This is a genomic window from Brevibacillus sp. BC25, from assembly GCF_000282075.1.
GTDB lineage: Bacteria > Bacillota > Bacilli > Brevibacillales > Brevibacillaceae > Brevibacillus.
Map to the genome: position 1 here is coordinate 28475 of NZ_AKIX01000003.1, position 25681 is coordinate 54155.

The window sequence follows — 25681 nt, forward strand, 5'->3', positions numbered from 1 at the left end:
TAACTATGAAGAAACAAAGGAAAGTCCTTTTTCTCATCTTGTTAGTGGCAGGAACTCTGCTCGATTGGTCCAGTAGTCAGCAAAAACAGGACGTGGATCTTTACACGATAGGAATTGTGATTGCCAATGAGGATAGAAAAGATAAAGTAGCTGGATTAAAGGCTGGATTGCAATCGTTAGGTCTCAGTGAAGGAGCACGTGTTCAGTATGTGCCCGTTTATTTGAATATGGTTCAGACGCTAGAAGAGGAGAGCACCCTTGTCCAGGACTTGATTTCAAAAAAGCCTGATGTAATCGTAACGACAGGGGCACACGAGACCTTTTTGATTCAACAGGCGTCAACGACGGTTCCCATTGTTTTTATTGGTGTCGCCTCATTGGTCGAGCTACCCCTTGTTGAGACCGAGGGGACGGTTACGTGTGGAATCAGCAATGGACAAATGAATGTGATTGGGAAAAGATTGGAGCTGACAACTCGTTTGTTGCCTGATGCCAAGCGTATTCTGATCATTGCCGATTCTCATGCTCCTACGACAGAGCAAGCTATCGTAGAAGCTAGGTCAGCTGCTTCCTTGCTTGGTGTTCGCTTGCACGTGAAGCAGGTTGCTTCCCCGAAAGACTTGGAGCAATTACTCAGTACGCTCTCTCCAGGGGAATACGACGCCATGCTTCCTTTACCTAGCTACGTTCTAGAAGACGCGATTACTGATTGTTTGCCTCTTTTGATCGATAAGCAATTGTTTGTCATGGGCTCTTACCCCGAGCAGGTGAAGGCTGGTTTGTATGCCGCTTACGGCGTTTCTTTTCATGCACAAGGCATGCAGGCTGCTCATATGGTGGCTCGGGTGTTGGATGGAGTCCCTCCTACCGATCTGTCAATCGAATGGCCGGATGACATACGGTTAGCTGTAAATGCCACTTCCCTGTCCAAGCTTCCCATTACCGTAACCGATCAACAGTGGTCACTGGCACAAGAATGGTATGGAGTGAGGAACAAATGAGGAGGAGCAGACTACCACGCATCAATCGACTGAAGACAAAAATGCTCCTGTTTGGGCTATGCATGTCCATCATCCCTTTTCTGATTCTTGGTTATATCAATTTGCTTACCAGTAAAGATAAGGTTCGAGAAGAGGTAGATAGAGCCAATCAGATCTACGTGGAAAATACGTTGGCGCAGTTAGATATGCTTTTTTTACATACGTCCCAATCCATGCAAGTGGTTCAGCAGCGTTTTCTCAATGAACGCCCTAATGATGAAGATGCTTATTTCTTGCTGAATACGTTATTGAAAACTTCTCCTTACATGGAGGAAGTTGCGCTTTTTAATCAGGATGGAGAGCCGCAGTATTTGCTGAATCGTTGGAAACATCAAAAGCTGGACACGCCCAGAGAGCGAGACAACCAACTTCTTTCCGCGATCCAGTCGGGAAAACCATACATCGGAAGCATTGTCCGATCAGCAGAAGGGAAGCTGCTGGTAACTATCGCGATCCCTCATGTATCTGCTAACGGTGTAAAAGGCGGCATGTACGTAAAGCTCAATGTAAAACAGTTACTCGAACAAGTCACACTGCGAGCTCGATATGAAAACGAGGCCTATTTGTTCGTCACAGATGGGAAAAGCGATAGGTTTGCCGATCCGTTTATGCTGGGCAAGCCTTCTGATGGCTCTTTGACCTATTATGAACAAGCGGTTCCTCCCTCGTGGACACTACCAGATCAAACTGACAAGCCTGTTATCCGTACGTATCAAGCTTCCAATGGAGATGTCATGGTCAACTATGCCATGCGCTCTTCTGTCACACATTGGGTCATTATGCTGGAACAGTCGAGCCAAACGGCGTTTGCTGCCTTTTCAAAATTGGAACAATCTCTGCTCTTTACGACCTTATTCATTGCACTTATCGTTCTGGGGATTAGCATTGTGTTCTCTGTCTCGTTTAGCCGATTAATGGAAAAGATCGAATCAGCTGTGCAAAAAATCGCAGGTGGCGACTTATCCGTACGAATACCAGTAACGACTTCAGATGAAATTGGTAGGTTAGCAGCGTCCTGCAATGAAATGGCACAAAGTCTGGAGACGAAGACCAATCAGCTTCTCGAAGAAAAGAAACGGCTTGATCTCGTCGTCAGTGGCATGGGGATGGGGTTGATTCTCGTAGATGAATCTTTTCGTATTCGCTGGATTAACCAAACAGCGTCGGCGTGGTTCCAGGATGCAGCTACTCTTCTGGGAAAAGACTGCCATCAGACGATTGGTCAGCAATTCAGTTCATGCAGTAGTTGCATGCTCCGAACGAGGCAAATGGTAAACCAAAAGCAGACTGACCTTATTTCCTCCAGAGTCGATCAGGATGGACGTGTCCGTTCTTATCGACATCAGGTTTTCCCTCTGCATCCGGAGAAAGAGTCGTCTGCTTTTCTGGAGGTCATCGAGGACATCACGGAGAAACGAGAGCTAGAAGCCGCTATCGCGCAAGCAGACAAGCTCGCTGCTATTGGACTCTTGGCGTCGGGCATCGCTCATGAAATCAATAATCCATTAGGCATTCTGTCGTTGTATGGACAAGACTTGCGAGACCGTCTAGTGGACGAGGATATTCGAGATTTGCAGGACACAGGAGAGCTTACCCAATACTTGGACACGATGGACAAACAAATTAACCGTTGCAAGGAAATCACGACCCGATTGCTGCACTTTTCGGGGAAATCACCAGTTACCGTAGAAAAAGTAGATATTCATCAAGTCCTATCAGACATTCTCATTCTTTTGTCCCATGAAATACGTGTCAAACAGGTAACGGTAAGCCAGTCTCTGTTGGCCTCTGCTCCGTTTCTTCTCGCTACGCCTGGACAACTTCAGCAGATCTTGCTCAATCTGTTAACCAATGCGCTGTACGCGACCCAGGAGCGAGGAAATATTGAGATAGCAACTGATTCTCCATCAAATGATCGACTCCGTCTGTGGATCAGAGATGATGGATGCGGTATACCTACAGCAGATTTGCCACATGTTTTGGAGCCCTTTTATACAACCAAGCCTCCTGGAAAAGGGACTGGTCTCGGGTTATCGGTCTGCTACGGGATTGTGACGAATTTAGGTGGAGAAATCGAGATCGAAAGTACGCCGAACAAAGGCACGACTGTTACGGTCATTCTGCCGTCGGCAAAGGGGAAATGAACAAAAGATGCAGGCAGACACACGTATACTCATCGTTGATGACGAAGCAGATTTCCGCCATCTATTAACCAGTCGATTAAAGAGAAAAGGATATACCACGCTGGAAGCATCTGACGGAATCAGTGCACAGAACCTAGTAACCAGTGAAACGATTCATGTCATTCTGCTTGATTTGAAAATGCCCGGGATGGACGGTCTCTCCTTTCTGCAATGGTGCAAGGAAACCTCTCCTGCCATTCAAATCATTGTTGTGACCGGACACGGAACTATCGAAACAGCAATCGAAGCAATGAAACGCGGCGCTTATGATTATTTGACAAAACCTTACAATCTCAATGAATTGGAGGTTTTGATTTCCAAGGCCGTCGAAAAACAGCAGTTGACCGAGGAAAACCAACAGTTGAGAGAAGCTCTATCAACAAACGGGAAAACGACGTTTCAAATCGTTGCGGAAAGCCCGAAGCTAAAAGAGGTCCTAGCAACGGCCAAGCGAGTAGCCAGTACGGATTTTCTCGTTCTCTTAAAAGGGGAAAGTGGAACAGGGAAGGATGTCATTGCGAGACTCATTTATGAATGTAGTGAGCGAGCAACAGAGGCATTCGTACCAATCAATTTAGGGGCGATACCAGAAACGATGCTGGAAAGTGAACTGTTCGGGCACGAAAAGGGAGCCTTTACTGGCGCAACTGCTCAGAAAAAGGGACTGGTAGAGATTGCCCACCTGGGGACGCTCTTTCTGGATGAAGTAGGGGACTTGCCTTTTCCTTTGCAGGTTAAGCTGCTCCGTTTTCTGGAAACCGGCGAATTTCGCCGAATAGGTAGCCCGATTCTGCACAAGGTGGATGTTCGTATCATTGCTGCTACCAATGCCGACTTGGAAAAGAAAGTGGAAGAAGGAACGTTCCGATCCGATCTTTATTTCCGGCTGCATGTCATGGATATAACGGTTCCACCTCTCACCAAGAGAAGAGAGGACATTTTGCCACTGTCGGCTTTCTTTTTAAATCGACTCAAGCGTAAGTATCCAGTCAAACCGCTTTCTGTGAAAGCGCAGGCAGCTCTTTTGGCCTACTCATTCCCGGGGAATGTTCGGGAGTTGGCTCATATGATCGAACGTGCTGTCGTTTTGGCAAAAGGAGAGGAAATTGACGACAAGGATCTCTTTCCTCACGAGCAGTCAGTACCTCACACCCCGTCAGATCGAAAGCTCATTTCATCAGCAGAAACTGGGGAGGAAGAGGAATTTTTACTGAAAAATGTAGAGCGAGAACATATCAAGCATGTGCTGGACGTTCTGCAATGGAACAAGACCAAGACAGCGGAGAAGCTGGGGATCAGCGTACGTAATCTGTACCGAAAAATCGAAGAGTACGAGCTGCGACCGTGACATTTTGTCGCGTACTGACCATGACATTTTGGCATGGTCTTTTCTTCTTCTTGTTGTTTGGAAGCGTCAAGCCGTTCGTTCTCCTGCTTTTATGGTTTGGCACGCCTCTTGCTACTCTTATCTAGTGAATGCACGATCAACATGGAGGAGTGAGACCTATGATCAAAAAAGAGAAGACAGGCTGGAAGAAGCTGTCTATGGTAGTAGTGGCGATGCTGGTCTTTGCAGGCTGCGCTACACAGCTGACCGCTCAACCCACCCCAACAGCGAGTGAGGCCAAAGATAAAACAGCGAGTGGGGCATCTGGAGCAATTAGTTTAGATTCCTACACCCCGCCTAGTATGGACAAGGTGCCAGAAGGGCCATTGGGAGAATCGATTAAGTATGGACATAAGTTAATGAATGAAACGAGCACAGTGATCCCTGAATACACAGGGAATAAGCTCTCCTGCTCCAGCTGTCACGGTAATGCAGGAATGGATGCTACCTCTCCTTTAACGGGTGTCACCGCAGTCTATCCCCAGTACATTCCAAGGTCTGGCAAAGTGGTTACCATTGAGGATCGCATCAATGGTTGTTTTCAACGAAGCATGAATGGAAAGCCATTGCCTTACAACAGCGATGAAATGAGAGCGATGGTAGCCTATCTGTCGTATATCTCAACAGATGTACCAGTAGGAATTAAAGAGCGCCCGTGGATAGAGAAAAATGATATGAAGAGCGTACCTCAACCGAATGTGGCAAATGGAGAAGCCCTCTTTCAAAAATCGTGTTTGCAATGCCATGCAGCTGATGGTTCAGGAACAGGACCAAACTCTGGACCAGCGCTATGGGGGGATAACTCCTTCAATATTGGTGCAGGTATGGCCCGAATTTCCAAAGCTGCTGGCTACATTCAGCGCAACATGCCTTTAGGGGAAATGGGCGGTATCAAGCAAGGGTCGTTAACGGATCAAGAAGCAGCGGACCTAGCAGCCTATATTTTGTCCAAGCCACGTCCGGACTTTGCCAAAAAGGCACAAGACTGGCCAGCTGGAGGCGTTCCAAAGGATGTACCGTATGAAGTAGATAGCGCCAAGAAGAAGCAATAGGAACTCAATAGCTAACCCCAAAAAGGGGCTGTCCCAAAAGTTATTAAATGACTGAGGGATAGTCCTCTTTTTGATAAAATGGAAGTATCATCCACATGGGTGAACTCTTGAACCAGCATGGCGTATTGTCAAAAAAGGAGGCGCAAAATGAGCAGAACCTTTCAAAAAGGAATTATTTTCGATATGGACAACACCTTGCTGCAATCCAGGATCAATTTTGCCGAGATGAAGCGGGCCATTTTTCAGCTATGGGTGGATAATGGGATCGTTTCTCCAACACTTGAGTGGGAAAAGCATACCGCATCGCAGCTCATTGAGATCGGACGAAAAGCGGAGCAGATGACGAGAGAGCTGGAGCAAGCGATGTGGGATGCGGTAACCGAAATCGAGAAAGAAGGGATGCATGGCGCTGTGTTGGAGCAGCACGCGGTAGAAGTGCTAGAGGAGCTGAAGAACCGCTATCAGCTGTATATCCTGACCAACAACGCCTATGCCGCCGCAGAGGAGGCGTTGAACGAGACGGGAATCGCCTCTTACTTTGACGAAATCGTAGCCCGCGAGCAGATGACGACCTTGAAGCCATCTCCATCGGGCATTCACTATATTCGCAGCTGCAAGCCGGATTGGCCTGTTTCGGCTTGGACGATGATCGGGGATTCGTGGATCGATGGTAAGGCGGCCTGCGACGGACAAGTCGCGTTTATTGCCTATCAAGGGAACGAGCAGGACATGGAGCAAAATGGTGTTGTGCCAAAGGCATACATAAATGATTTGAAAGAACTCTTGACCGTTCTTGAAAAGTGCTAGCAAGGGTGAAGTGCATTTCCCCAATAAATGATTACAGACAATAGCGAAAAATGTGCTATACTTTGCCTAACTGAATACCAGCCTTCAGGGTAGGGTGCAATTCCCGACCGGCGGTAATGACGAACGCACGTCTGAGCCCGCGACTCGCTATCGTAAGCAGTTGATAGCGACTGACTTGGTGCAAATCCAAGGCCGACGGTACAGTCCGGATGGGAGAAGGTATTTGGAACGGCCTGTTTCGCTGTTTTTTTCAAAAAACGGTAGAAACAAGGCTTCTTTCTGAACGCCCTGAGCATAATATTCATGGGCGTTTTTATTTTTCATAAAACTTCATAGCGACAATCTTCAGGGCAAGGTGAAATTCCTGACCGGCGGTAATGGCGTACGTACGTCTGAGCCCGCGACTCGCTGACCACGTTGGAAGCGACTGATCTGGTGAAAACCCAGAGCCGACGGTACAGTCCGGATGGAAGAAGATTTTTCTGCTTTCTTCATTTGTTTTTTTGAAAAACGGATGAGGTAAGGCTTCTTTCCCTATGCCCTGAAACGCTCTGAGGTTTCAAGGGCTTTTTGCGTTGTGCTTGGCTGGAATGATGGAACAGAGAGGAGTGCGGTATGGAACAGGACAGCAAGTACATGGATCTGGCGCTGGAACTGGCACGATCGGCACGAGGCCAAACCAGTCCGAATCCCATGGTCGGAGCTGTGATTGTGAAGGATGGAACCATCGTGGGAATGGGAGCGCATCTGCGGGCAGGAGAGCCCCATGCTGAGGTACACGCACTACGGATGGCTGGGGAAAAAGCGCAAGGCGCGACCGTGTACGTGACACTGGAGCCTTGCAGTCACTACGGAAAAACACCGCCGTGTGCAGAGGCGTTGATCGCAGCTGATGTACGTCGTGTCGTTGTAGCGACACTCGACCCGAATCCACTGGTGGCGGGAAGAGGAATGGAGATGCTGCGGGCAGCAGGGCTGGAAGTGGCGGTGGGCGTGAGAGAAGAGGAAGCGAAGGCGCTCAATGAAGTCTTTTTCCATTACATCCAGACCAGTCGTCCATTTGTGACGGTAAAGACAGCCAGTACATTGGACGGGAAAATCGCTTCGTTCACGGGACACAGTCGGTGGATTACTGGAGCAGAGGCTCGGGCAGAGGTGCATGAACTGCGCAGGCAGCACGATGCGATCCTGATTGGGGTTGGGACGATTCTCGCTGATGACCCACTGTTGACGGCACGCAAGGAAGAGCAGCGTTTTGGAAGCCAGCCAGTTCGCGTGATTTTGGACAATCATTTACGGACGCCGCTGGATGCCCGTGTCGTCCAGAATGCAGATGCGAAGACATGGATCTTTACAACAGATGCAGCCTCTAGGGAAAAGCAGGAGCTGCTTGCGGCAAGAGGAGTAAAGGTCATCACGACGGAAGCGCCAATTCGCGTGGAAAAGGTGCTGGATACGTTGGGAGAACTGGGGATTACCTCGTTGCTAGTGGAAGGCGGGCAGGAAGTCAATGGCTCCTTTTTGCAGGCGAGAGCGATTCAAAAGGTCGTGAGCCATATCGCGCTAAAGCTGATCGGGGGAAGCGGTGCGCCCTCGCCATTCGGTGGTCAAGGCTTTGCGACGGTGGGAGAAGCGGTACAGCTGACAAATGTTACTGTCACACCGATCGGGAAAGGTGATGTACAAATCATCGGGTACCCACAATGGGAGGATCAGACGTAGCAAGTGAGGAGGAGAGAGCATGTTCACGGGACTGGTCGAAGAAGTGGGCGTGTTGGAAGCGATTCAAGGGAACGAGCAGGCGAGTCGACTGGTCATCCGCGCACAGCAGGTACTCGAAGGGGTAAAGCTCGGGGACAGTATCTCGGTCAATGGCATTTGCCTTACGGTTACTTCTTATACGAATCGTCAGTTTAGCGTCGATGTGATGCCAGAGACGATGAACAAGACAAGCTTGCGGCAATTACGCAGCGGACAGCGAGTGAATTTGGAGAGAGCGATGCGGCTGGGGGACCGTTTCGGCGGGCATATCGTCTCCGGACATGTAGATGGGACTGGAATGGTCGCTTCACGAGAGGTGAATGCGAATGCAGTCGTGTTTCGGATTGAGGCCAAATCACAGCTGTTGAAGTACGTCATTGTCCGTGGATCGATTTGCATAGACGGCATCAGTCTCACCGTGGTGGACGTAAACGATAACGGTTTTACCGTTTCGATCATTCCGCATACGCTGGCGAATACGAGTCTTGCAGACAGACGACCTGGGGACTTGGTGAATCTCGAAACAGATGTCATTGGCAAATACGTGGAGCGTTTGTTAGGTTATCAAAACCTTGGCGGTACAGAGAAATCTGGCGGGCTCAGTCTAGCCTTTTTGCAGGAAAACGGCTTCGCGTGAGAAGGAGGGAGAAAGCATGTTTCATCGCATAGAAGAAGCATTGGAAGATTTGCGTCAAGGCAAGGCGGTCATCGTGGTAGATGATGAGGATCGGGAAAACGAGGGAGATTTTGTCTGCATGGCCGAAGCGGCTACGCCTGAAATGATCAATTTCATGGTTACACATGGGAGAGGACTCGTTTGCGTACCGGTGACAGAAGAGCACGCAACTCGTTTGCAGCTCCATCCGATGGTGAAGTCCAATACAGACAAGCAGGGAACGGCTTTTACCGTGTCCATCGATGAAGGCAGTACTCATACAGGGATATCCGCTCATGAGCGCTCTCAGACTGTCTTGGCGATGCTTGATGATCAAAAGACCGCAGAAGATTTCCGCAGACCGGGACATATTTTTCCGTTAATCGCGAAGTCTGGCGGTGTATTGCGCAGAGCAGGACATACGGAGGCGGCAGTTGATTTGGCTCGCTTGGCGGGGGGCATACCGGCGGGAGTCATTTGCGAAATTATGAACGAGGATGGCTCCATGGCACGTCTGCCGCAATTGGTAGAGATCGCACGCCGCTTTGATCTCAAGCTGATTACGATTGCAGACTTGATAGCGTATCGGATGCGGACGGAATCCATGGTGAAACGGGAAATCGAAGTGCAGCTTCCGACCGCCTACGGTGATTTTCGGATCGCCGCCTACACGAACGAGCTGGATGGCAAAGAGCATGTCGCTCTCATCAAGGGAGAGATCGGACCGGATGAGCCCGTTCTCGTCCGTGTTCACTCGGAGTGCTTGACAGGAGATATTTTCGGCTCTCATCGCTGCGACTGCGGTCCACAGCTGCACGCTGCATTGGAACAGATCGAAGCGAACGGACGCGGCATTTTATTGTACATGCGCCAAGAGGGCAGAGGCATTGGCTTGATTAATAAGCTGCGTGCCTACAAGCTACAGGAGGAAGGCTTGGATACGGTTGAGGCCAATGAAAAGCTAGGGTTCGCCGCTGATCTGCGGGATTACGGTATCGGTGCGCAAATCTTGCGAGATTTAGGCGTGCAGCGCATGCGGCTTTTGACCAATAATCCACGAAAAATCCGCGGGCTTACCGGTTACGGATTAGCAGTAGAAGAACGGGTGCCGCTTCAAATGCCAGAGCATCTGCACAACAAACAGTACCTATCAACAAAACAAGAGAAGCTGGGTCACCTGCTTCATCTACACGGATAAGGAGAGGGAATGAGCATGAAAACTTTTGAAGGACATTTGGTTGGAACAGGTTTGCGTGTAGGGATTGTGGCAGGACGTTTTAATGAATTGATCGTAAGCAAGCTGGTCGGAGGGGCTCTCGATGCCCTAAAGCGTCATGGCGTAGAAGATGAGCAGGTAGACGTGGCTTGGGTACCGGGGGCATTTGAAATTCCGTTGATCGCTAAAAAAATGGCGGAATCCGGTCGCTATGATGCGGTTGTTACATTGGGAGCTGTCATTCGTGGGTCCACTCCGCACTTCGATTACGTCTGCAATGAGACCGCAAAAGGAGTTGCGTCCCTATCTCTATCGACTGGGATACCTGTTATTTTTGGTGTTTTGACGACAGACAATATCGAGCAAGCCATCGAGCGAGCGGGAACAAAAGCAGGCAACAAAGGCTGGGAAGCAGCAACAGCAGCGATCGAAATGGCTAATTTATCTAAGCAGTTCGCCTAAGCAGTTCATATGGAGAACGAGATATTTCAACGGGGGCTTCGGCTCCCGTTTTCTATTTTTTTGGATAAAATCACCACGGACAGGTCAAAGTAAGAAAGATTTTCCTGAATAAAGGGGGGATCTAGCGTGAAGCCGACTGATTGGTGGAGAACGCAAGTAGAGGCCATACAAGCAAAGCGGCGCATCGGTTCGGTTCAAGCGCGGCGAAGCGAACAAATTACACCGGATATGGTAAAACAATGCATGCAAAACGTGGATGACCTCAGCAGCTTGTCATTGAAGATGAATGACGAAGAGGTACACGTTTTTTTTCTCGATACGCTGGTGGATGTGTCCCAGATTTATGAGAATGTCTTTCTTCCATTGCAGCGTTCTGATGGTAAAGATCCGATGCAGGCGCTCCCTTTTTCACAGGAATGTCTTCTCGATGATATGGAGACGTTGATGAGTAACTTGCTACGCGGTCATACCATCTTGTTTTTCCTGGAAAGGGATCTCATTCTGCATGTGAATACTTTTCAGGTCCCGCATCGTTCTATTACGAAATCCGAGACGGAGGCGACCGTCCTTGGACCGCAAGACTCCTTTGTTGAAATGCTGGAGATTAATTTGTCTTTGATTCGGAGAAGACTGGCTACGCCTCATCTGAAAGTATCAAGCTACACGATTGGCACCCAGGCACAGAACAAGGTAGCTGTGATTTATTTGGACAATATCGCAAACGCGGAAAATGTGGAGCGCGTGAAAAAAAGGATCGACAATGTTATTTACCACGGATTTGTCGGGATGCCTATATTGAAGCAAATGCTGGAGGACAAGCCGTACTCTCCGTTCCCGCAGTTTGGCTTGACGGGGCGGCCTGACAATGCAACAGCAGCTTTATTGGACGGTAGAATCGTGATCATGCTGAATGGCAGCCCGGATGCCGCAATCTGCCCGACTTCCTTTCTGGAGATGTTTAGCAGCCCCGAAGACTTTTACAATCGATGGTCAACGGCAAGCTTGCTGCGGATGATTCGCTTTTTCGGTTTATTTATCACCATTATGCTCACATCCAGTTACGTCTCTGTCTTGACGTATCATCCGGAAATGCTTCCCCCTGCTTTACTGACAATTTTGTCTGAATCACGTAGTCGGGTGCCTTTTCCGCCCGTGATCGAGGTGCTCATTATTGAGCTCGTCATCGAGATCCTGCGGGAAGCGGGGATACGCATGCCGACTAAAATCGGACAGACAATCGGTATCGTTGGCGGTATCGTGATCGGGACAGCCTCTGTACAAGCGGGGTTAGCCAGTAATATCTTGATCGTCCTTGTTTCCGTATCGGCACTGCTTTCTTTTGTGCCACCCAATTTTTTGATGAGTAATGCGATTCGGCTCGTTCGCTATGGTTTCATCTTGATGGCAGGTGTATTGGGCATGTACGGCCAGCTACTGGCACTGGCGTTTTTATTCGCACACTTGCTCAATCTGACATCACTCGGGACGCCGTACATGGCTCCGGGGGTTCCGCGTCAATGGACCGATTTGATGAATAGTCTCGTACGTGCACCATTAAGGTTTATCGTCAATCGAAACCGCATGTCCCGGGCAAAGCAAAAGCATGTCCGGCCAGTTGGGGAGGACTAGGGAGATGGATAGAGGGAGAATTCACAGCCTGAATCCGATCCTGGTAATCGGATTGATTATGAATACGATGGTGGGGGTTAATTTACTTGGACTGGCTCATCATGCAAGCAAAATGGGCTACAATCTGTGGTGGTCTCCGATTTTGCTGGGATGCATCGTCAGCCTAACGCTATTTCCGATGATGGCCTTGTGCCGTCGCTATCCAGAGGATAATCTTTTTCGGATTCACGAAAAGCTGTTGGGAAAATGGCTGGGACGCAGTTTCAATATCCTGATCATCGTCTACGCCATTCTGAACGTATCTACCGCCAATGAAGGATACGTTAGGCTGGTGCAAACCTCCATGCTGAGCAATCAGACAGTCACAGTGCCCTTGCTTGGATTGACATTGGTCATGGTCTACATTACAAACGGCGGCATCAAATTGATCGCGCGTTTTTGCCTGCTAACGTTCTTTTTTACGGGCTGGATGATTTTTCTTTTGCAGTACGGATTTCAAAAGGGAGGAATGATGCATATTTTTCCTCTTTTTAATACAGATTGGCGAAGTATAGCCGAAACGGTGCATAATTCTTACGCGAGCATGCTTGGGTATGAATTGGTCCTGTTTTTCTACCCATATATCCAAGAGAAGAATAAGGCACACAAACATGTGCTGATTGGGGTATGGATCGTGGTTTTGTTGTACGTCATGATCTTGATCACAAGCGTAGCTTATTTTTCCGAATGGCAAATGGACAATCTCATTTATCCCGTTTTGAATTTGTTTAAGGCTGTAGAGCTGTCTTTTTTGGAGCGGATCGAAAATCTCGGGATTGGTCTTTGGGTCTTCCTCATTCTCAGTACGAGCACGGGATACTTGTGGGTTGCCCGTACTGGCCTTGAAGAGATGGCAGAAAAGACTCGGCTGTGGCATCTGCTTTTACCGACAATCATTTCGTTTCTATTCATTGTGGGGCCATTATCTGTAGAAAAACAACGCTATATTTATGACAAGGTTTCTGTTTATATGGCCTATGGATTGATCTTGTGGCCGATTATTTTGTTATTGCTTCATTCCTTGAGGTTCGGTAGAGGAGAGCGGGTATCATGAAGAGGGCGAGCTGGTTCATTGTTACGGTTATCCTCATGCTCAGCCTTTGCGGTTGTGGGGGCGAACTCGAACAGCCAGCACTGGAAGACATGGCCATGATTGGGGTTATGGGCTTCGATTATGTGGATCGTGAAAAGATACATGTCACTGTATCTGTACCAGTTCCCTCCAAAAATAAGGAGTCCACGCAGGTGTACTCGACTTATGCCTCGATGACGAGCGAGGCGATGCTGAATTTCGCGACAAAAGCAGAGAGAACCATGTCCCTCTCGCAATTGCGTGTGATTTTGTTCAGTGAAGAATACGCCCGAAAAGTAGGGATCGGAAAAGTCATCCTTGATCTCTATCGCAATCCGATTGTAGGAGAAAATGTATACATTGCCATCGTAAAAGGAAAAGCGAAAGATGTCATCAAAGGAACCTATAACCACAGGCCGGAAATCAACACGTATTTGAACAACCTGCTCCGTCCGCGAGTGGAAACGGCCTTTTCGTCTTTTGCGACCATTCACGATTTTGTTTTTATGATGACCAGCAACACGATGGACCCTAATGTTCCTTATCTCATCCACAGTGACGGAGAGGTTCAGATCACCAAGGCGGCCCTTTTTCGAGTAGACAGGATGATCGGAATGTACTCACAGCGAGAGGGGAAGCTGGTTCAGGGGTTTCTGGGTAGAGAACGCTTGCCTCGTATGAGCTTCGAGTTCCAGCACGAGACGAAGACAGGTAAAAAACAAACGGAAAAGGTCGTCTTCGATTTTGTGCGGGCAAAAACGAAAGTAAGGAGCAAAGGCAGCCTGAAAAAGCCTGTCATCAACATCGAGCTTCGGGTAAGAGGGATGCTGGTGGGCTATTCAGGCAGCAAGGATTTGGAGAAGCGGGCTCAATTTCGGACCATGGTTCAAGAGCTTGAGAAACGGATTAAAAAGGAAAGCATGGAGATGCTGGTACGTTTTCAAAAGCAAGGGGTCGACCCGGCGCAGCTCGAAGAGAGCATTCGCCAAAAATATTATGGCAAGTGGACACGCGAAACGGGTCTCGCCCTTTATAAAAAAGCGAAATTCAACGTCAAGGTTCATGTGGATGTAGTCGGCTTTGGTACACTGAAATAAGGGTAGCAGCATTCCGGCGTGGTTAGAACAGACGCTTGAATTCGCGCCAGATTGCGCCCAAAGTCCGGCGATTTACGTTTTGGAGCTTGCCGTACAACAGGTTCGTCAAACCAATAAAGGTGAGCTCCTGATCTTTCGTATACGGATACCAATTGAACTCACGCTTGCGTTTGCCCGGATCATGGATGACAGAGATGCTGTGCGTAAAGGCTTGCAACCCTGAAGGTCCGCGATAACGGCCGATGCCACTCTGTTTGACCCCGCCAAAAGGAAGATGGGGATTGGCGTAGCTGATAATGACGTCATTGATGCACACATTGCCGCTGTCGAGCTGACGAGCTATTCGATCCGCCTTTGTTTTATCGGCTGACCATACCGAGGCATTCAGCCCGTACGGTGAGCTGTTAGCCAGGTGAACAGCCTCTTCTTCGGTTGCAAAAGTCATGATTGGCAATACTGGACCAAAGGTTTCTTCCCGCATGATTTTCATGTCAGATGTCACGTTTGCGAGAATGGTCGGCGCGATATACATGCTGTCAGTGGAAGGAAGTCCTCCGGTGACTGCGGTCGCGCCTGCAGCAAGTGCTTCGTTCACATGCTCGCGGACAATGCCGATTTGTTGGGAAGACGTCATCGAACCGACCTCGGCCTGATTCGGATAGCTTTGGCGCAATGCTTTTGTCTTTTCGGTAACCAGCTTGAGAAATTCAGGATAGACCTTTTCATGGACAAAAAGCCGTTCGACAGACATACATACCTGTCCGGAGTTCGTAAAAGCCCCCCATACCGCGCCATTTGCTGCCCGTTCCAAATGAGCGTCTTCAAACACAATCATCGGGTCTTTTCCGCCCAGCTCCAGTTCTACCGGGATCAAATGCTCCGACGCTGCCGCCATAATTTTTTTGCCTGTCGCGACAGAGCCTGTGAAAAATATTTTATCTGGGCGAGCAGCTACCAGCGCCTGTCCAGCTTCGCGTCCTCCATGCAGGACGGTCACGACTCCATCCGGCATAGAGACAGCGGAAAACACCTCTTCAATGAGAAGTCCGGTAGAAGCAGTCACCTCGGAAGGTTTTAAAATAACGGTATTGCCTGCTACGAGGGCAGATAATACGGGAATGATGGCGAGCTGAAACGGATAATTCCACGGAGAGATCACCGCGACGACACCTATTGGCTTGTAGTGGATATACGATTTCTTCGGCCACAGCACGATAGAGGTTGGTACCAGCTGATCGGCCAGCATCTGATAGGCATGTTTTTCATAAAAACGAATCGTGTCGACAGTGACGAAAATTTCGGTCATGTACGCTTCCAATGTAACTTTTCCGGTAGCCTCACTAATTTTTCGGGCGATTTCTTCGCCGTGATCGACTAAATAGTGCCGCAACCGTGTCAAATAGTTCAGACGCTCGGCCAACGATGTAGTGGACCAAGCTGGAAAAGCAAGACGCGCACGTGTCATCGCGTCTTCTACTTGTTCTGGAGTTACTTCCTGTAAAGAGCCAAGCAGCTCACCAGTGGCGGGATTTTTCATGGACATGACTGCCATCATGATTCACCTCGATTCAAGAGATTAGGATTCAGAAGAGAAGAGTGTATGCATCAAATGAGCAAAGCTCCGTTCAAAACGGGCAATCGCTTCTTCCGGCTTCTGTAAATCATCGAGCAAAAATTGAAAAAGGAATCCGTCGATTGCAGAGTAAATGAGTGAGATTGCGGAGTCTTCGTCGGTGGTCAATGAGGATTGTTCTTCGCGCTGCAACCGTACGAGCATACGAGAGATGAGCTGATGCAGACGGGACCGAATCACTTTTACCTGATCACCAAACGCAGGAACGTACATGGCCTGTACCTGCAAGTCATACCAGAGCCGATGCAACTTCCGATCCTCTTGTAGACTTCGGCACAAGACACGGGCTAGAGCAGCTGACCATTCGTCAGATGGAGCTGCGAGCACTTCGCGTTCCAATTCCTCGATAAAGCGTCCTTTGTAGCTAGAGATTACAGCGAGCAAAAGCTCTTCTTTGTTTGCAAAGTAATAATGCAGAATGCCGAGTGAGACACCAGATTCCTTGGCAATGTCGCGCAAGGAAACATGTGCATACCCTTTTTCAGCCAGACAAGCAGTCGCTTGCTCAATCAAAAATGCCCGTTTTGCTTCGGCTTTTTTCTGGGTAGTCACTTTCTCACCTCTTTTTTGGACGACTGTCCAGTTTTTCTGTTTTTATTGTATTTTTACGGACGATTTCTGTCAATGAAAAGAGCTGCCCAAAAAAAGAAGCGGCTTCATTGCCGCTTCTTTTGCCGCTCCCAGCGTCGTAAATACGGATAAGGATCAAATGACCAATCTGCGCCACCTGTTTCGCGGTACATACCGTAGTGCAGATGGGGAGGGAATTTGCCTGAGGTGCCAGGCTTCCCATATCCGGAGCTGCCGATATATCCGATGACTTCTCCTGGCTCCACAATGTCACCCGGCTTCATTCCCTTTTTAAAGGAGGACAGATGTGCAAAGTAATGGTACACATTGCCCATGTCACGCATGCCGATTCGCCATCCGCCATACCTGTTCCAGCCGATTACCTCAATGACTCCGTAGGCTGTGCTGAGTACAGGGGTGCCGTGACTCGCAAAAATATCGGTCCCCTCGTGGATACGACGCCCACCCCAGCCGCGCGGAGCACCCCATGTACTACGGTAGCTGTATTCGTACCTCGCGGGGATAGGAAAATGCCGCTCATCTAGGTCCAGATGTTGATACTTTGCATACACCTGCGCGAACTGCCTGATCGTCTTCACGGAACGATCCCGCTGGTAGTACGACCAGAGACCAATTTGCCAATCTTCGTGGGAGAAGCCGTATTGGGATAGGTAGTGAACCAAGGTAGTGAGTGCATCGAGATCGTTATGACGATCTGCGACACCATCGCCATCTCCATCGATTCCGATCCCTTTAAAAAAATGGATGGATACCGGATTCGTATCCTCTGCATCAGGATTGAATGCACCTGCCCAACGTTCGCTTGGAATGTCCACAGCTGTTAGCCGCGAAACGTTTTCTTGCTCCTGCTTCTTCCGGCGTATTTTCATGGTTCGCTCGTATTGATCAATGGCCGCTAAATAATTCCACGGAATGCCGTACATCGATTCCAAGCGCAAAAAAACTTGCAAGCGCTCTAGAAGAACCGGGTCTTGCTCATTGGCGGACGGAGCAACTCCGGCGACGGATTCTAGTGGTGAAATAGCTGCAACCACGCACAAGCTGATCTGAATGATTAGGCGGAAAACTCGCATGCCGTCTCCCTCCTGCCTCGTAGTCTTTTGTTGTAGTTTCTACCAGTTGGAGTGGATTATCCAAGATACTTTTGGAAAGCTTTTTGGCTGTTGGCGAGGAAAGTTTTGTAAATTTGCAGGAAAGGAGGCAGGAGCACACCGTACAGCCAAAGAATTGAAATCAGGAGGAGTGATTCCTTAAAAATCGACCTGAGGAGGCTGTGTGATGAGCAAAAAAGTGTTGATTGTAACAGGCGACGCTGTAGAGGCACTGGAGGTTTTCTATCCGTATTACCGCTGCTCGGAAGAAGGGTATGAAACGGTCATTGCAGCACCAAGCGTGAAAACCCTGCACACCGTTTGCCATGATTTCGAAGCACACAGTGAGACATACACAGAAAAGCCAGCTTATCAGCTTCCCGCCCATGTTGCATTCTCAGACATTAACCCTGAAGCGTTTGACGCCTTGATTATTCCCGGTGGACGAGCACCTGAGCATATCAGGCTCAATGAGCACCTGAAGCCGATTGTGGCGCACTTTTTCGAGACGAACAAGCCAGTCGCAGCCATCTGCCATGGCTCTCAAGTATTGACCATTGTTCGCGAACACTTAGCTGGACGTGAAATCACAGCTTACCAGGCATGCAGACCTGATGTAGAAGCGTGCGGGGCGATCTACCAAACAGAAACGCTCCATGTCGATGGCAATCTTGTTTCCGGACATGCATGGCCAGACTTGCCAGGCTTCATGCGTGAATTCCTCCGTTTGCTCAAGTAAAAACCAAGTCCTCCAAACTTCCGTCATTGCTGGCGGAAGTTTTTTCGTTCTGACAGATGCTTTTCATCCAGCCTTTTCCTCTGTATCATAAAGGGAAAGTATGTTCGTCTGTTTCATGTGAGGAGTGGATTTGATCGTGCTGTCATTTATTCATACAGCGGATGTCCATCTGGATGCGCCGCTTCAAATGTTGGGGGAGCGATACGAGCTACGTCAGGATGATTTTCGTCAAACGATGAAAAGAATCGGTGACCTCGTTCGGGAAAAGGAAGCAGACTTCTGGCTCATTGCCGGAGATTTGCTCGAATACCACGGGGGAAGACGATCAACTGCGATGTTTTTACGTGATCTTTTTGCCAGCATCGCACCAATCCCTGTCGTGATCGCACCTGGCAATCACGATCCGTGGCGAGCGGATTCGTTTTATCAAACATTGGAATGGCCAGGGAACGTCTACTGGTTTACACCGGAGTGGGGTGTGTACGAATTTCCCGAAAAGTCGTGTGTAATCTACGGCTGGGGCTTCGGGCAGCCACATGTGTACGAGTCGCCACTCGATACGTTTCCAGGCAAATTGGAAGGGTATGCCCATCATCTGATGGTTCTGCATGCTAGTGTGCTTTCCAATTTAGGAGACGAAGAGCATCATCCGTATGCGCCTGTTACCTTGCAGCAGCTCGTACAGACGGGCATGGACTATGTTGCGATGGGACACATCCACAAGCCGGAGCAATTCATGCATCCCGTCAAAAAACAACCGCTCGCAGCTTACCCAGGCTCTCCAGAAGGATTGACGAGTAAGGAAGTGGGAGAACGAAATGTTTTGTATGGAGAGCTGGATCATGATGGCAGATTGCAGCTCACGGAGATTCCTGTCCAGTCACGTAAAATTCGAAAGCTGGAAATCGAAGGGAAAGGAGTCGAAACCACTGAGCAGCTCATTGACCGGATGGAGCAGCAACTCGCAGAGGAACAGGATTCCGATCTGATGTACATCACGCTGACAGGGGAACGTGCTGCGCATTTTCAGCCTCCCTTGTCCGTCCTTCAACAGCGATTTTCCCGTTTTTTTATGCTGCAGCTGACAGACCGGACCTGGCCTGATGTAGATGAGGACAAGCTGATCGCAGAGGGTGGTGTCTGGGGGAGATGGCTTTCCAAGCTGGCAGAGGCGGAGTCCCGTGCCCAAAATGAGGACGAGCGAGAAATCGTCAGGTTAGCCAAGCAAGAGGCTTTGGCGCGGATTGGAGGGACCATTCGATGAAAATTGAGGAGCTAGTGCTGGGGGGCTTCGGAAAATGGCAGGATGCTACCTTTCGTTTTGCTCCAGGCATCAATCTGTTTTATGCCCCCAATGAGTCAGGAAAATCAACGATCCTACAAGGTATTTTCGCTGCCTTGTATGGAATGAAGCGCGATTACGTCAAATCAGCAAGATACTTGCCTGAATATGAAAAATACCGTCCGTGGCAGAGTGGTGCGTACGAAACGATCATTACGTACAAATTAGCGGGCAAAACCTATCGCCTGCATCGTCAGTTGACGAAGGAACGGGAGGAGGCGCGCCTCTTTTTGGACCCCGAATGGACGGAAATGACTGAGCTTTATTTGGAAGACAGACGCAAGGAACGGAATTTTATCGAAAAGCATACGGGCCTTACACGCAGTTTATTTACGGATTTGACGTGGATCAGGAGGGAACCGCTTCAAGCGGCTGAGCATTTGATTCCGACTTTTACGACTGCGGAAGAAGCCAATCCGGCTGTCCAACAAATTTTGGCGGAGCTGGATCGGGAGGTTGCGGTCATCGGCAAGAAAGAACGGGCCGAAAATACACTTTTGGGAAAAGCCGCTACGAAGGTGGCGCAAAAAGAGCAGGAGAAGGAAAACGCAAAGGCAGCATGGCGAACGATCAGCCAACTGACGCTGCAAATAGCGGAAGCCACAGAAGAATGTCAGCAATTAGAGCAGCGGCGCAGCCGATTGCAGCAGCGTCTAGAGCGCTCAACCGGACAAGCAAAAGCGTTGCAGGAACGCTGGCAACGAAGTCATGCTCCTGTCAGTCAACAAGACTGGGCGTGGTGGGAGCAAACAGCTCGCTCTGAGGCTGAGTTGGCTATTCACGAAGAGGCAAGACGTGGCTTCACTGAGGTAAACATGCCGACAGAAGCCGTACAACTGAGTGATGACCAGCTCATACCCTTACAACACGATTATGAAAAAGGCACACAATTGCTCAAACAGCGAGAAGCTTTGCATATTCGTTTGGCGACATTGGCTGTATCGGCCCTTTCTACAAGTCCGCGAAGTACAGCCTCACGCAGCACCCGACAAGGCAATCAGGCGAAAAGAAAGAGGGGAGCTGCACTCATGTGGGGCGGAGCAGGGATACTGTCTGTTCTCGGGTTAATCGGTTTCGTGAGTGGGCATCCCGTTCTGGGAGGAATTTCTGCGACTGCCGCTTTGTTGCTGTTCGGCTTTGGGGTTTTCTTGCTGCGAGTAAAAGGGAGTACGGGCGGACTCAAACAGACAGCAGATCATGATGCGGTACAGGAAAGTCAAAGGGTACAAGAAGAGATCGCTTCGCTCGATGCTGAACTCACCACACTCGTTCAGAAATGGGGGGCGAGTAATTGGGATACATTTTTGGAAAGACGGGAAGTGCTACTGAAAAGCACACGCAAACAACAATCTGAGCAGCTTTTATCGGAGATGGCCAAAACGAAGCAGGAGGCCGATCTGTCTGCAAGCTGGGGGGAGGCACTTCGGACCTTCCTTGATCAGGAAAAAAACGCGCTTGAGACCGAGCAAGGCAAATTGCGTATCGAAATGGTGGAGATTGAGGCGAGACTGCAGGAGCTACGGGAACAAATGGCCAGAGGAAATGGGGAGATGGCGGTTCATGAGAGCCTGTCATTATCTCGCGCGACTGATGAGCTTGAGGAAGCGCAGGCAACACTTCGTCAGCTGCAAAATAAGCGAGATGCCCTTCAGTTGGCTCGGGAAATGCTGCAGGAGGCAGTAGGGGAATGGCGGCGGGATAGCACACCTGCTGTGAACCAGCAGGCTTCGGAGATCATCGAGCATATTACAGGGGGAGCGTATCGGGATGTCAGACTCGATCCCCGTGACGGATTTGCCGTCCGTTTGCTGGAACCCACCAAGCAAATAGTGCTCGAACAGGACCAATGTTCCACTGGGACCATTGATCAGCTATACCTTGCCCAGCGTTTGGCCTTGGTGCATCATGCCAAGCAGTCGGAGCCATTGCCGCTGTTTTTCGATGATCATTTTGTCCATTATGATGAAGAGCGCCTGCGTCGAACACTTGAATATGTAGCGATGTTGGCACAAGAACAGCAAGTGTTTCTTTTCACCTGTCATGAACGAGAGCTGCGCATGCTGGAGCCATTGCTTCGTCAAGGGAACCGCCATGCCGTGCATCGGATCGGGTAATTGTTTCCGGGGGAGGAAAGAGGTTGCCCCTCTGAAATCCAACCTCTATAATGGAGATTGTTATTGTCTTGTACCATGATGTCACATGAGGAGTGAGCCCTATGACGCAACGCAAGCCGGAGTGGCTCAAGATCAACCTTGTTTCAGGATCAGAACTAGCCAGCTTTAAAGAGCTTAAGCAAACCATGCGCACGAAGACGCTACATACCGTTTGTGAAGAAGCAAAATGCCCCAACATTCATGAATGCTGGGCAAGCGGTACAGCAACTTTCATGATTTTGGGTGATATATGTACCCGTGCCTGTCGGTTTTGTGCAGTAAAAACTGGACTACCGACGGAGCTGGATACAGCTGAACCAGAACGTGTAGCAGAAGCAGCAGAACAAATGCGTTTGAAGCATGTCGTTGTTACTTCCGTTGCTCGTGATGATTTGGCAGATGGAGGCGCACAGATTTTTGCCGATACGATTCGTGCGATTCGTCGTAGACTGCCGTTTGCCTCCGTAGAAGTATTGATTCCTGATTTTATGGGGAACTGGGATGCGTTAAAAGTGGTCATGGACGCAAAGCCTGACGTATTAAACCACAACATTGAGGCAGTTCGCCGAATGTCAGATCGCGTACGGGCAAGAGCCAAATACGATCGGACGTTGGAACTGTTGAAAAAGGCGAAGGAATTCCAGCCGAGCATTCCGACGAAGTCCAGTCTGATGCTTGGTGTAGGCGAGACGATGGAGGAAATCATCGAAACGATGGATGACCTGCGTTCTGTCGACGTCAACATCATGACGATTGGCCAGTATTTGCAACCAACCAAGAAGCATTTGAAGGTAGAAAAGTTTTACCATCCAGATGAATTCGCTCGCTTGAAGGATGAAGGTATGAAGCGTGGCTTTAGTCACGTGGAGTCAGGGCCATTAGTACGCAGCTCATACCACGCTCACGAGCAGGCGAGTGCTGCGAAGGAAACGATTGCAAAAGAATCCATGCCGAAAGCGCAATAATAAGTAACCCCCTCAACCGCCCTATACGAGCGGAAAAGAGGGGGTTTTTCACTACATGGGGGAGAGGGCTTTAGCGACTGGTTGTAGCTTTGTGTGTTGCCTTCACGTTATGGGATGTTCCACCCATACGCTTGATAAGCGTTTCAATGCTTTTCGCATCTTCTGTACGCGCTGTACTCACGTTGCTGGAGCGACTTGCTACACGAGCGATTTCTTGGATGTCATTCGGATTATCGGTAACATACACTTTGTAATAGCGTGGTGAAACCGATTCGGCGTTCATTTTTGCTTGTTTTTTCGCTGTGTGCGCATCTGCTCCTTGTGTGTGCACACCTACAAAAACTTCTTTATCCGTTACCAAGACTGTAGAACGCTGAACGCCAGGGCAACTGGCAGTGACATTCCCTACAGCTTTTGCCAATGCATCACGGTCTACATAGACGTTTGTTACACTGGCGGTTTTCATATGCTGACGGTCAGTCTGCGCATAGCCCATGCGTGGCATTCCGGTTTGCATGACTCCTGCTCCACCGCGGTTCCAAGCATGCTGTTGATAAATGGAATGGTGTCTTCCAGTCGGAGTATTGTAAACACCTGCTGTACCCATACCTGTTGTACCCATACCAGCTTTATGATCCGTAAAGGCATTGTACGGTCTCATACCGCTTGTGTAGGCGTTGTAGTTGTTTACATTTGCATGTGGATAGGTACCATTTGGATATACACCATAGTTAATCCCAGCATTGTTGGTCAGTCCCATACCATTACGGACGTGGAGTCCATCACGTGTTCCATCACGTGTTCCGTCATAGTTGCGGACATGAAGCCCGTCGAAATTAGTGGTGTTTGTACCGTTGTAATTACGAGTGTGATGATACCCGTCGATGTTCGTCGAGCGCATGCCATCGTAGTTACGGACGTGCATCCCATCAAAATTTCGAACGTGCGGAGCAGACTGGTACGACATCGTCTTGTTCGGATGCGTGTAGTTAGGCGCAGCATTGTTGGTACAACCAGAAGCCAAGAGCACAATACCTGCAATTGCAGGATACAACCATGTCTTTTTCAATGGTAACACCCCCTACACGATAGAATGTCCAAAGGCACAGGTCAGTTATCGTGGGAAATTTAGCTCATGTTGCGTGAAATATGATAAGATGGACGTAGTATACATGCGTAAGGAGGAAGCGAGTTTGATTCGCACGCAAGCCGGTACTTATGAAGTCATGGAAGTAAATCGAGACGGCTGGAACCTTGAAGCGTTCAAGGAGCGCTATAGCGACATCCTCGACAAGTACGATTATATTGTAGGGGACTGGGGCTATGGTCAGCTTCGTCTTCGTGGGTTTTATACTGACGCTAATCGCAAAGTACCGTTCGAGCAGCGGATCGCCGCTTTGGATGAGTACCTGCATGAGTTCTGCAATTTTGGTTGTCCGTACTTCGTTTTGCGCAAGGTAAAAGCAAACGTTGGCAACGGGGACGACCAAAGCGGGCAAGACGAAGCTGCCTTTGATGTCATTATTGATATTCGTCAGGACATTCCTCGTGAAGAGGGTGGCTCTTCGCCCTATGTAGAGCGAAAAGAACGCAGACGCTATCACCCGCGTCAAAATAAACAGGATCGCCAGAACAATGCTGGCGCGGATCGCAATGGGGCAGGGAGAAATGAACGCGGGGAGAAGCCAAAGTTTCAAAAGGATCGACCCGATAAAAACGGCAAGGACTCCAACTCACGAGAGCGCCGTCCCAATCAATTGAAACCCAATCGCGAACGCGATAAAGTCCCAACAGGACCAAATACACCAAAGCGTGAATCCTAAAAAATGAATCAGAATAACCGAAGCATAAAAAAGAGCCCTGTATGTCAGGGCTCTTTTCGTTTTTCGATCTAAAAACCGCCGGGTCCCCCAAAACCACCAGGTCCCCCAAAACCACCAGGTCCCCCAAAACCACCGGGTCCACCAAAGCCACCGGGTCCACCAAAACCACCTGGTCCACCGAAGCCACCGGGTCCACCAAAACCACCTGGTGCTCCACCCCAACCAGGCCAGCCCCATGTGGGCCAATAGCCAGGCCAGCATGTATTGCATCCCCACCAAGGATATGGTTGTGGGACGACAACGACCTCAGGACCTCGTCTTCTACGGAAAAAGACTGGATGAGCCTGATCTTCTGGAATGTATTGAAAATCCTGGTCTGCTGAGTAATAAGGTGGCTGGTCATATTGTGCAGGAACAAATTGGTTTTGATCGTATTCGTTTTGCTCATATTGAGTTTGATCGTATTGGTTTTGGTCGTAAGAGCTTTGGTCGTATGGATAAGATTGCATGATGCGATTCGCACTCCTCTCGGTATCTGTCTGTGCATCTGTGCAGTAGCAGTATACGAGGCATACGCCTGTAAGGAGCATTGTCCAGAAGGAATTGGGCGGGGGCTACAAATAAAAAAAGGAAGAGCCTACAATCGCTCTTCCTTTGGTGAATTAAATGGCTGCTTCCAAAAATGATTTCAATTCTTCTGCTTCACGCTCGTTCAAGTTGAACGCGAATTCCAGATAGCCTTCTTCTTCCAGATCATCATGTCCAATAATAGCGGAGCGTCCATTTTGAATGTTGATGACAATCGCCTTCCCATAAAAACGGCTGGTCGTTGTAATCGCGAGGTCAAAACGCGTAGCTTCGCCCGTGAAGCTGACAAAGCGCGTCCGAGTATCCTCAGCCTCGTCGTACAAGTAGAACAAATCATTTGCCATATAGGTGTCCCT

At 49.2% G+C, this 25681-nt stretch carries 23 protein-coding genes and 2 riboswitches; of the genes, 17 read left to right on the top strand and 6 right to left on the bottom strand.

Going from position 1 to position 25681, the window contains the following annotated elements; translation table 11 throughout:
* Window positions 1-5 precede the first annotated feature (5 nt).
* The 12 genes from PMI05_RS00190 to PMI05_RS00245 all read left to right on the top strand — a co-directional run bounded on the left by PMI05_RS00190 (window position 6) and on the right by PMI05_RS00245 (window position 14400).
* Complete coding sequence (locus tag PMI05_RS00190) at window positions 6-1001, top strand: ABC transporter substrate-binding protein (protein ID WP_007715713.1); 996 nt, start codon at window positions 6-8, stop codon at window positions 999-1001.
* Window positions 998-3184 carry an ATP-binding protein gene (locus PMI05_RS00195; protein WP_007715716.1) on the top strand — a complete coding sequence of 729 codons (2187 nt, stop codon included), beginning with the start codon at window positions 998-1000 and terminating at the stop codon, window positions 3182-3184. The genes PMI05_RS00190 and PMI05_RS00195 overlap by 4 nt, the downstream gene beginning before the upstream one ends.
* A 7-nt stretch (window positions 3185-3191) precedes the next feature.
* The gene (locus PMI05_RS00200) at window positions 3192-4571 is read left to right on the top strand and encodes a sigma-54 dependent transcriptional regulator (RefSeq protein ID WP_007715719.1); all 1380 of its coding nucleotides are present in this window, start codon (window positions 3192-3194) and stop codon (window positions 4569-4571) included.
* A gap of 158 nt (window positions 4572-4729) precedes the next feature.
* Complete coding sequence (locus PMI05_RS00205; RefSeq protein ID WP_007715722.1) at window positions 4730-5662, top strand: c-type cytochrome; 933 nt, start codon at window positions 4730-4732, stop codon at window positions 5660-5662.
* A gap of 147 nt (window positions 5663-5809) precedes the next feature.
* A complete protein-coding gene (locus PMI05_RS00210) occupies window positions 5810-6469 on the top strand; it encodes an HAD family hydrolase (protein ID WP_007715723.1) in 660 nt (219 codons plus the stop codon).
* Window positions 6470-6545: 76 nt separating this feature from the next.
* A riboswitch (FMN riboswitch) is annotated at window positions 6546-6694 on the top strand.
* A gap of 112 nt (window positions 6695-6806) precedes the next feature.
* A riboswitch (FMN riboswitch) is annotated at window positions 6807-6951 on the top strand.
* A gap of 133 nt (window positions 6952-7084) precedes the next feature.
* Window positions 7085-8191, top strand: a complete 1107-nt coding sequence (gene ribD, locus PMI05_RS00215; protein WP_007715725.1) for a bifunctional diaminohydroxyphosphoribosylaminopyrimidine deaminase/5-amino-6-(5-phosphoribosylamino)uracil reductase RibD — start codon at window positions 7085-7087, stop codon at window positions 8189-8191.
* 19 nt (window positions 8192-8210) lie between these two features.
* Complete coding sequence (locus PMI05_RS00220) at window positions 8211-8867, top strand: riboflavin synthase (RefSeq protein WP_007715726.1); 657 nt, start codon at window positions 8211-8213, stop codon at window positions 8865-8867.
* Window positions 8868-8883: 16 nt separating this feature from the next.
* Window positions 8884-10083 carry a bifunctional 3,4-dihydroxy-2-butanone-4-phosphate synthase/GTP cyclohydrolase II gene (locus PMI05_RS00225; RefSeq protein WP_007715729.1) on the top strand — a complete coding sequence of 400 codons (1200 nt, stop codon included), beginning with the start codon at window positions 8884-8886 and terminating at the stop codon, window positions 10081-10083.
* A gap of 15 nt (window positions 10084-10098) precedes the next feature.
* On the top strand, window positions 10099-10563 hold the full coding sequence (ribE, locus tag PMI05_RS00230) for a 6,7-dimethyl-8-ribityllumazine synthase (RefSeq protein WP_039959874.1): 465 nt from the start codon (window positions 10099-10101) through the stop codon (window positions 10561-10563).
* Between the two features lie 126 nt (window positions 10564-10689).
* Complete coding sequence (locus PMI05_RS00235; RefSeq protein ID WP_007715733.1) at window positions 10690-12192, top strand: spore germination protein; 1503 nt, start codon at window positions 10690-10692, stop codon at window positions 12190-12192.
* Between the two features lie 4 nt (window positions 12193-12196).
* A complete protein-coding gene (locus PMI05_RS00240; RefSeq protein ID WP_007715735.1) occupies window positions 12197-13285 on the top strand; it encodes a GerAB/ArcD/ProY family transporter in 1089 nt (362 codons plus the stop codon).
* Complete coding sequence (locus PMI05_RS00245; RefSeq protein ID WP_007715737.1) at window positions 13282-14400, top strand: Ger(x)C family spore germination protein; 1119 nt, start codon at window positions 13282-13284, stop codon at window positions 14398-14400. Before PMI05_RS00240 ends, PMI05_RS00245 begins: the two co-directional genes overlap by 4 nt.
* A 22-nt stretch (window positions 14401-14422) precedes the next feature.
* Here PMI05_RS00245 and PMI05_RS00250 read toward each other — a convergent pair whose 3' ends face one another.
* The 3 genes from PMI05_RS00250 to PMI05_RS00260 all read right to left on the bottom strand — a co-directional run bounded on the left by PMI05_RS00250 (window position 14423) and on the right by PMI05_RS00260 (window position 17697).
* The gene (locus PMI05_RS00250) at window positions 14423-15955 is read right to left on the bottom strand and encodes an aldehyde dehydrogenase family protein (protein ID WP_039959876.1); all 1533 of its coding nucleotides are present in this window, start codon (window positions 15953-15955) and stop codon (window positions 14423-14425) included.
* A gap of 21 nt (window positions 15956-15976) precedes the next feature.
* Complete coding sequence (locus PMI05_RS00255) at window positions 15977-16585, bottom strand: TetR/AcrR family transcriptional regulator (RefSeq protein ID WP_007715741.1); 609 nt, start codon at window positions 16583-16585, stop codon at window positions 15977-15979.
* 104 nt (window positions 16586-16689) lie between these two features.
* Entirely contained in the window at window positions 16690-17697 is a 1008-nt protein-coding gene (locus PMI05_RS00260) for a M23 family metallopeptidase (RefSeq protein ID WP_007715743.1), read from the bottom strand.
* A 205-nt stretch (window positions 17698-17902) separates the two neighbouring features.
* Between PMI05_RS00260 and PMI05_RS00265 the strand changes: the two genes are divergently transcribed.
* The 4 genes from PMI05_RS00265 to lipA all read left to right on the top strand — a co-directional run bounded on the left by PMI05_RS00265 (window position 17903) and on the right by lipA (window position 22914).
* Complete coding sequence (locus PMI05_RS00265; protein ID WP_007715747.1) at window positions 17903-18454, top strand: DJ-1/PfpI family protein; 552 nt, start codon at window positions 17903-17905, stop codon at window positions 18452-18454.
* Window positions 18455-18590: 136 nt separating this feature from the next.
* Entirely contained in the window at window positions 18591-19718 is a 1128-nt protein-coding gene (locus PMI05_RS00270; protein ID WP_007715750.1) for a DNA repair exonuclease, read from the top strand.
* A complete protein-coding gene (locus PMI05_RS00275; RefSeq protein WP_007715753.1) occupies window positions 19715-21910 on the top strand; it encodes an ATP-binding protein in 2196 nt (731 codons plus the stop codon). Before PMI05_RS00270 ends, PMI05_RS00275 begins: the two co-directional genes overlap by 4 nt.
* A gap of 101 nt (window positions 21911-22011) precedes the next feature.
* Complete coding sequence (gene lipA, locus PMI05_RS00280; RefSeq protein WP_007715756.1) at window positions 22012-22914, top strand: lipoyl synthase; 903 nt, start codon at window positions 22012-22014, stop codon at window positions 22912-22914.
* Between the two features lie 70 nt (window positions 22915-22984).
* On the opposite strand, the gene PMI05_RS00285 is transcribed toward lipA, so the two are convergent.
* Window positions 22985-23992, bottom strand: a complete 1008-nt coding sequence (locus PMI05_RS00285; RefSeq protein WP_052006399.1) for a YhcN/YlaJ family sporulation lipoprotein — start codon at window positions 23990-23992, stop codon at window positions 22985-22987.
* Between the two features lie 79 nt (window positions 23993-24071).
* Here PMI05_RS00285 and PMI05_RS00290 point away from each other — a divergent pair, with 79 nt between their 5' ends.
* The gene (locus PMI05_RS00290) at window positions 24072-24737 is read left to right on the top strand and encodes a YutD family protein (protein ID WP_052006400.1); all 666 of its coding nucleotides are present in this window, start codon (window positions 24072-24074) and stop codon (window positions 24735-24737) included.
* 68 nt (window positions 24738-24805) lie between these two features.
* On the opposite strand, the gene PMI05_RS00295 is transcribed toward PMI05_RS00290, so the two are convergent.
* Both PMI05_RS00295 and PMI05_RS00300 read right to left on the bottom strand, forming a co-directional pair.
* Window positions 24806-25246 (bottom strand): hypothetical protein, encoded by a 441-nt coding sequence (locus PMI05_RS00295; protein ID WP_007715763.1) that lies wholly within the window; start codon window positions 25244-25246, stop codon window positions 24806-24808.
* Window positions 25247-25399: 153 nt separating this feature from the next.
* A complete protein-coding gene (locus tag PMI05_RS00300) occupies window positions 25400-25669 on the bottom strand; it encodes a DUF3055 domain-containing protein (protein ID WP_007715766.1) in 270 nt (89 codons plus the stop codon).
* Window positions 25670-25681: the final 12 nt, after the last annotated feature.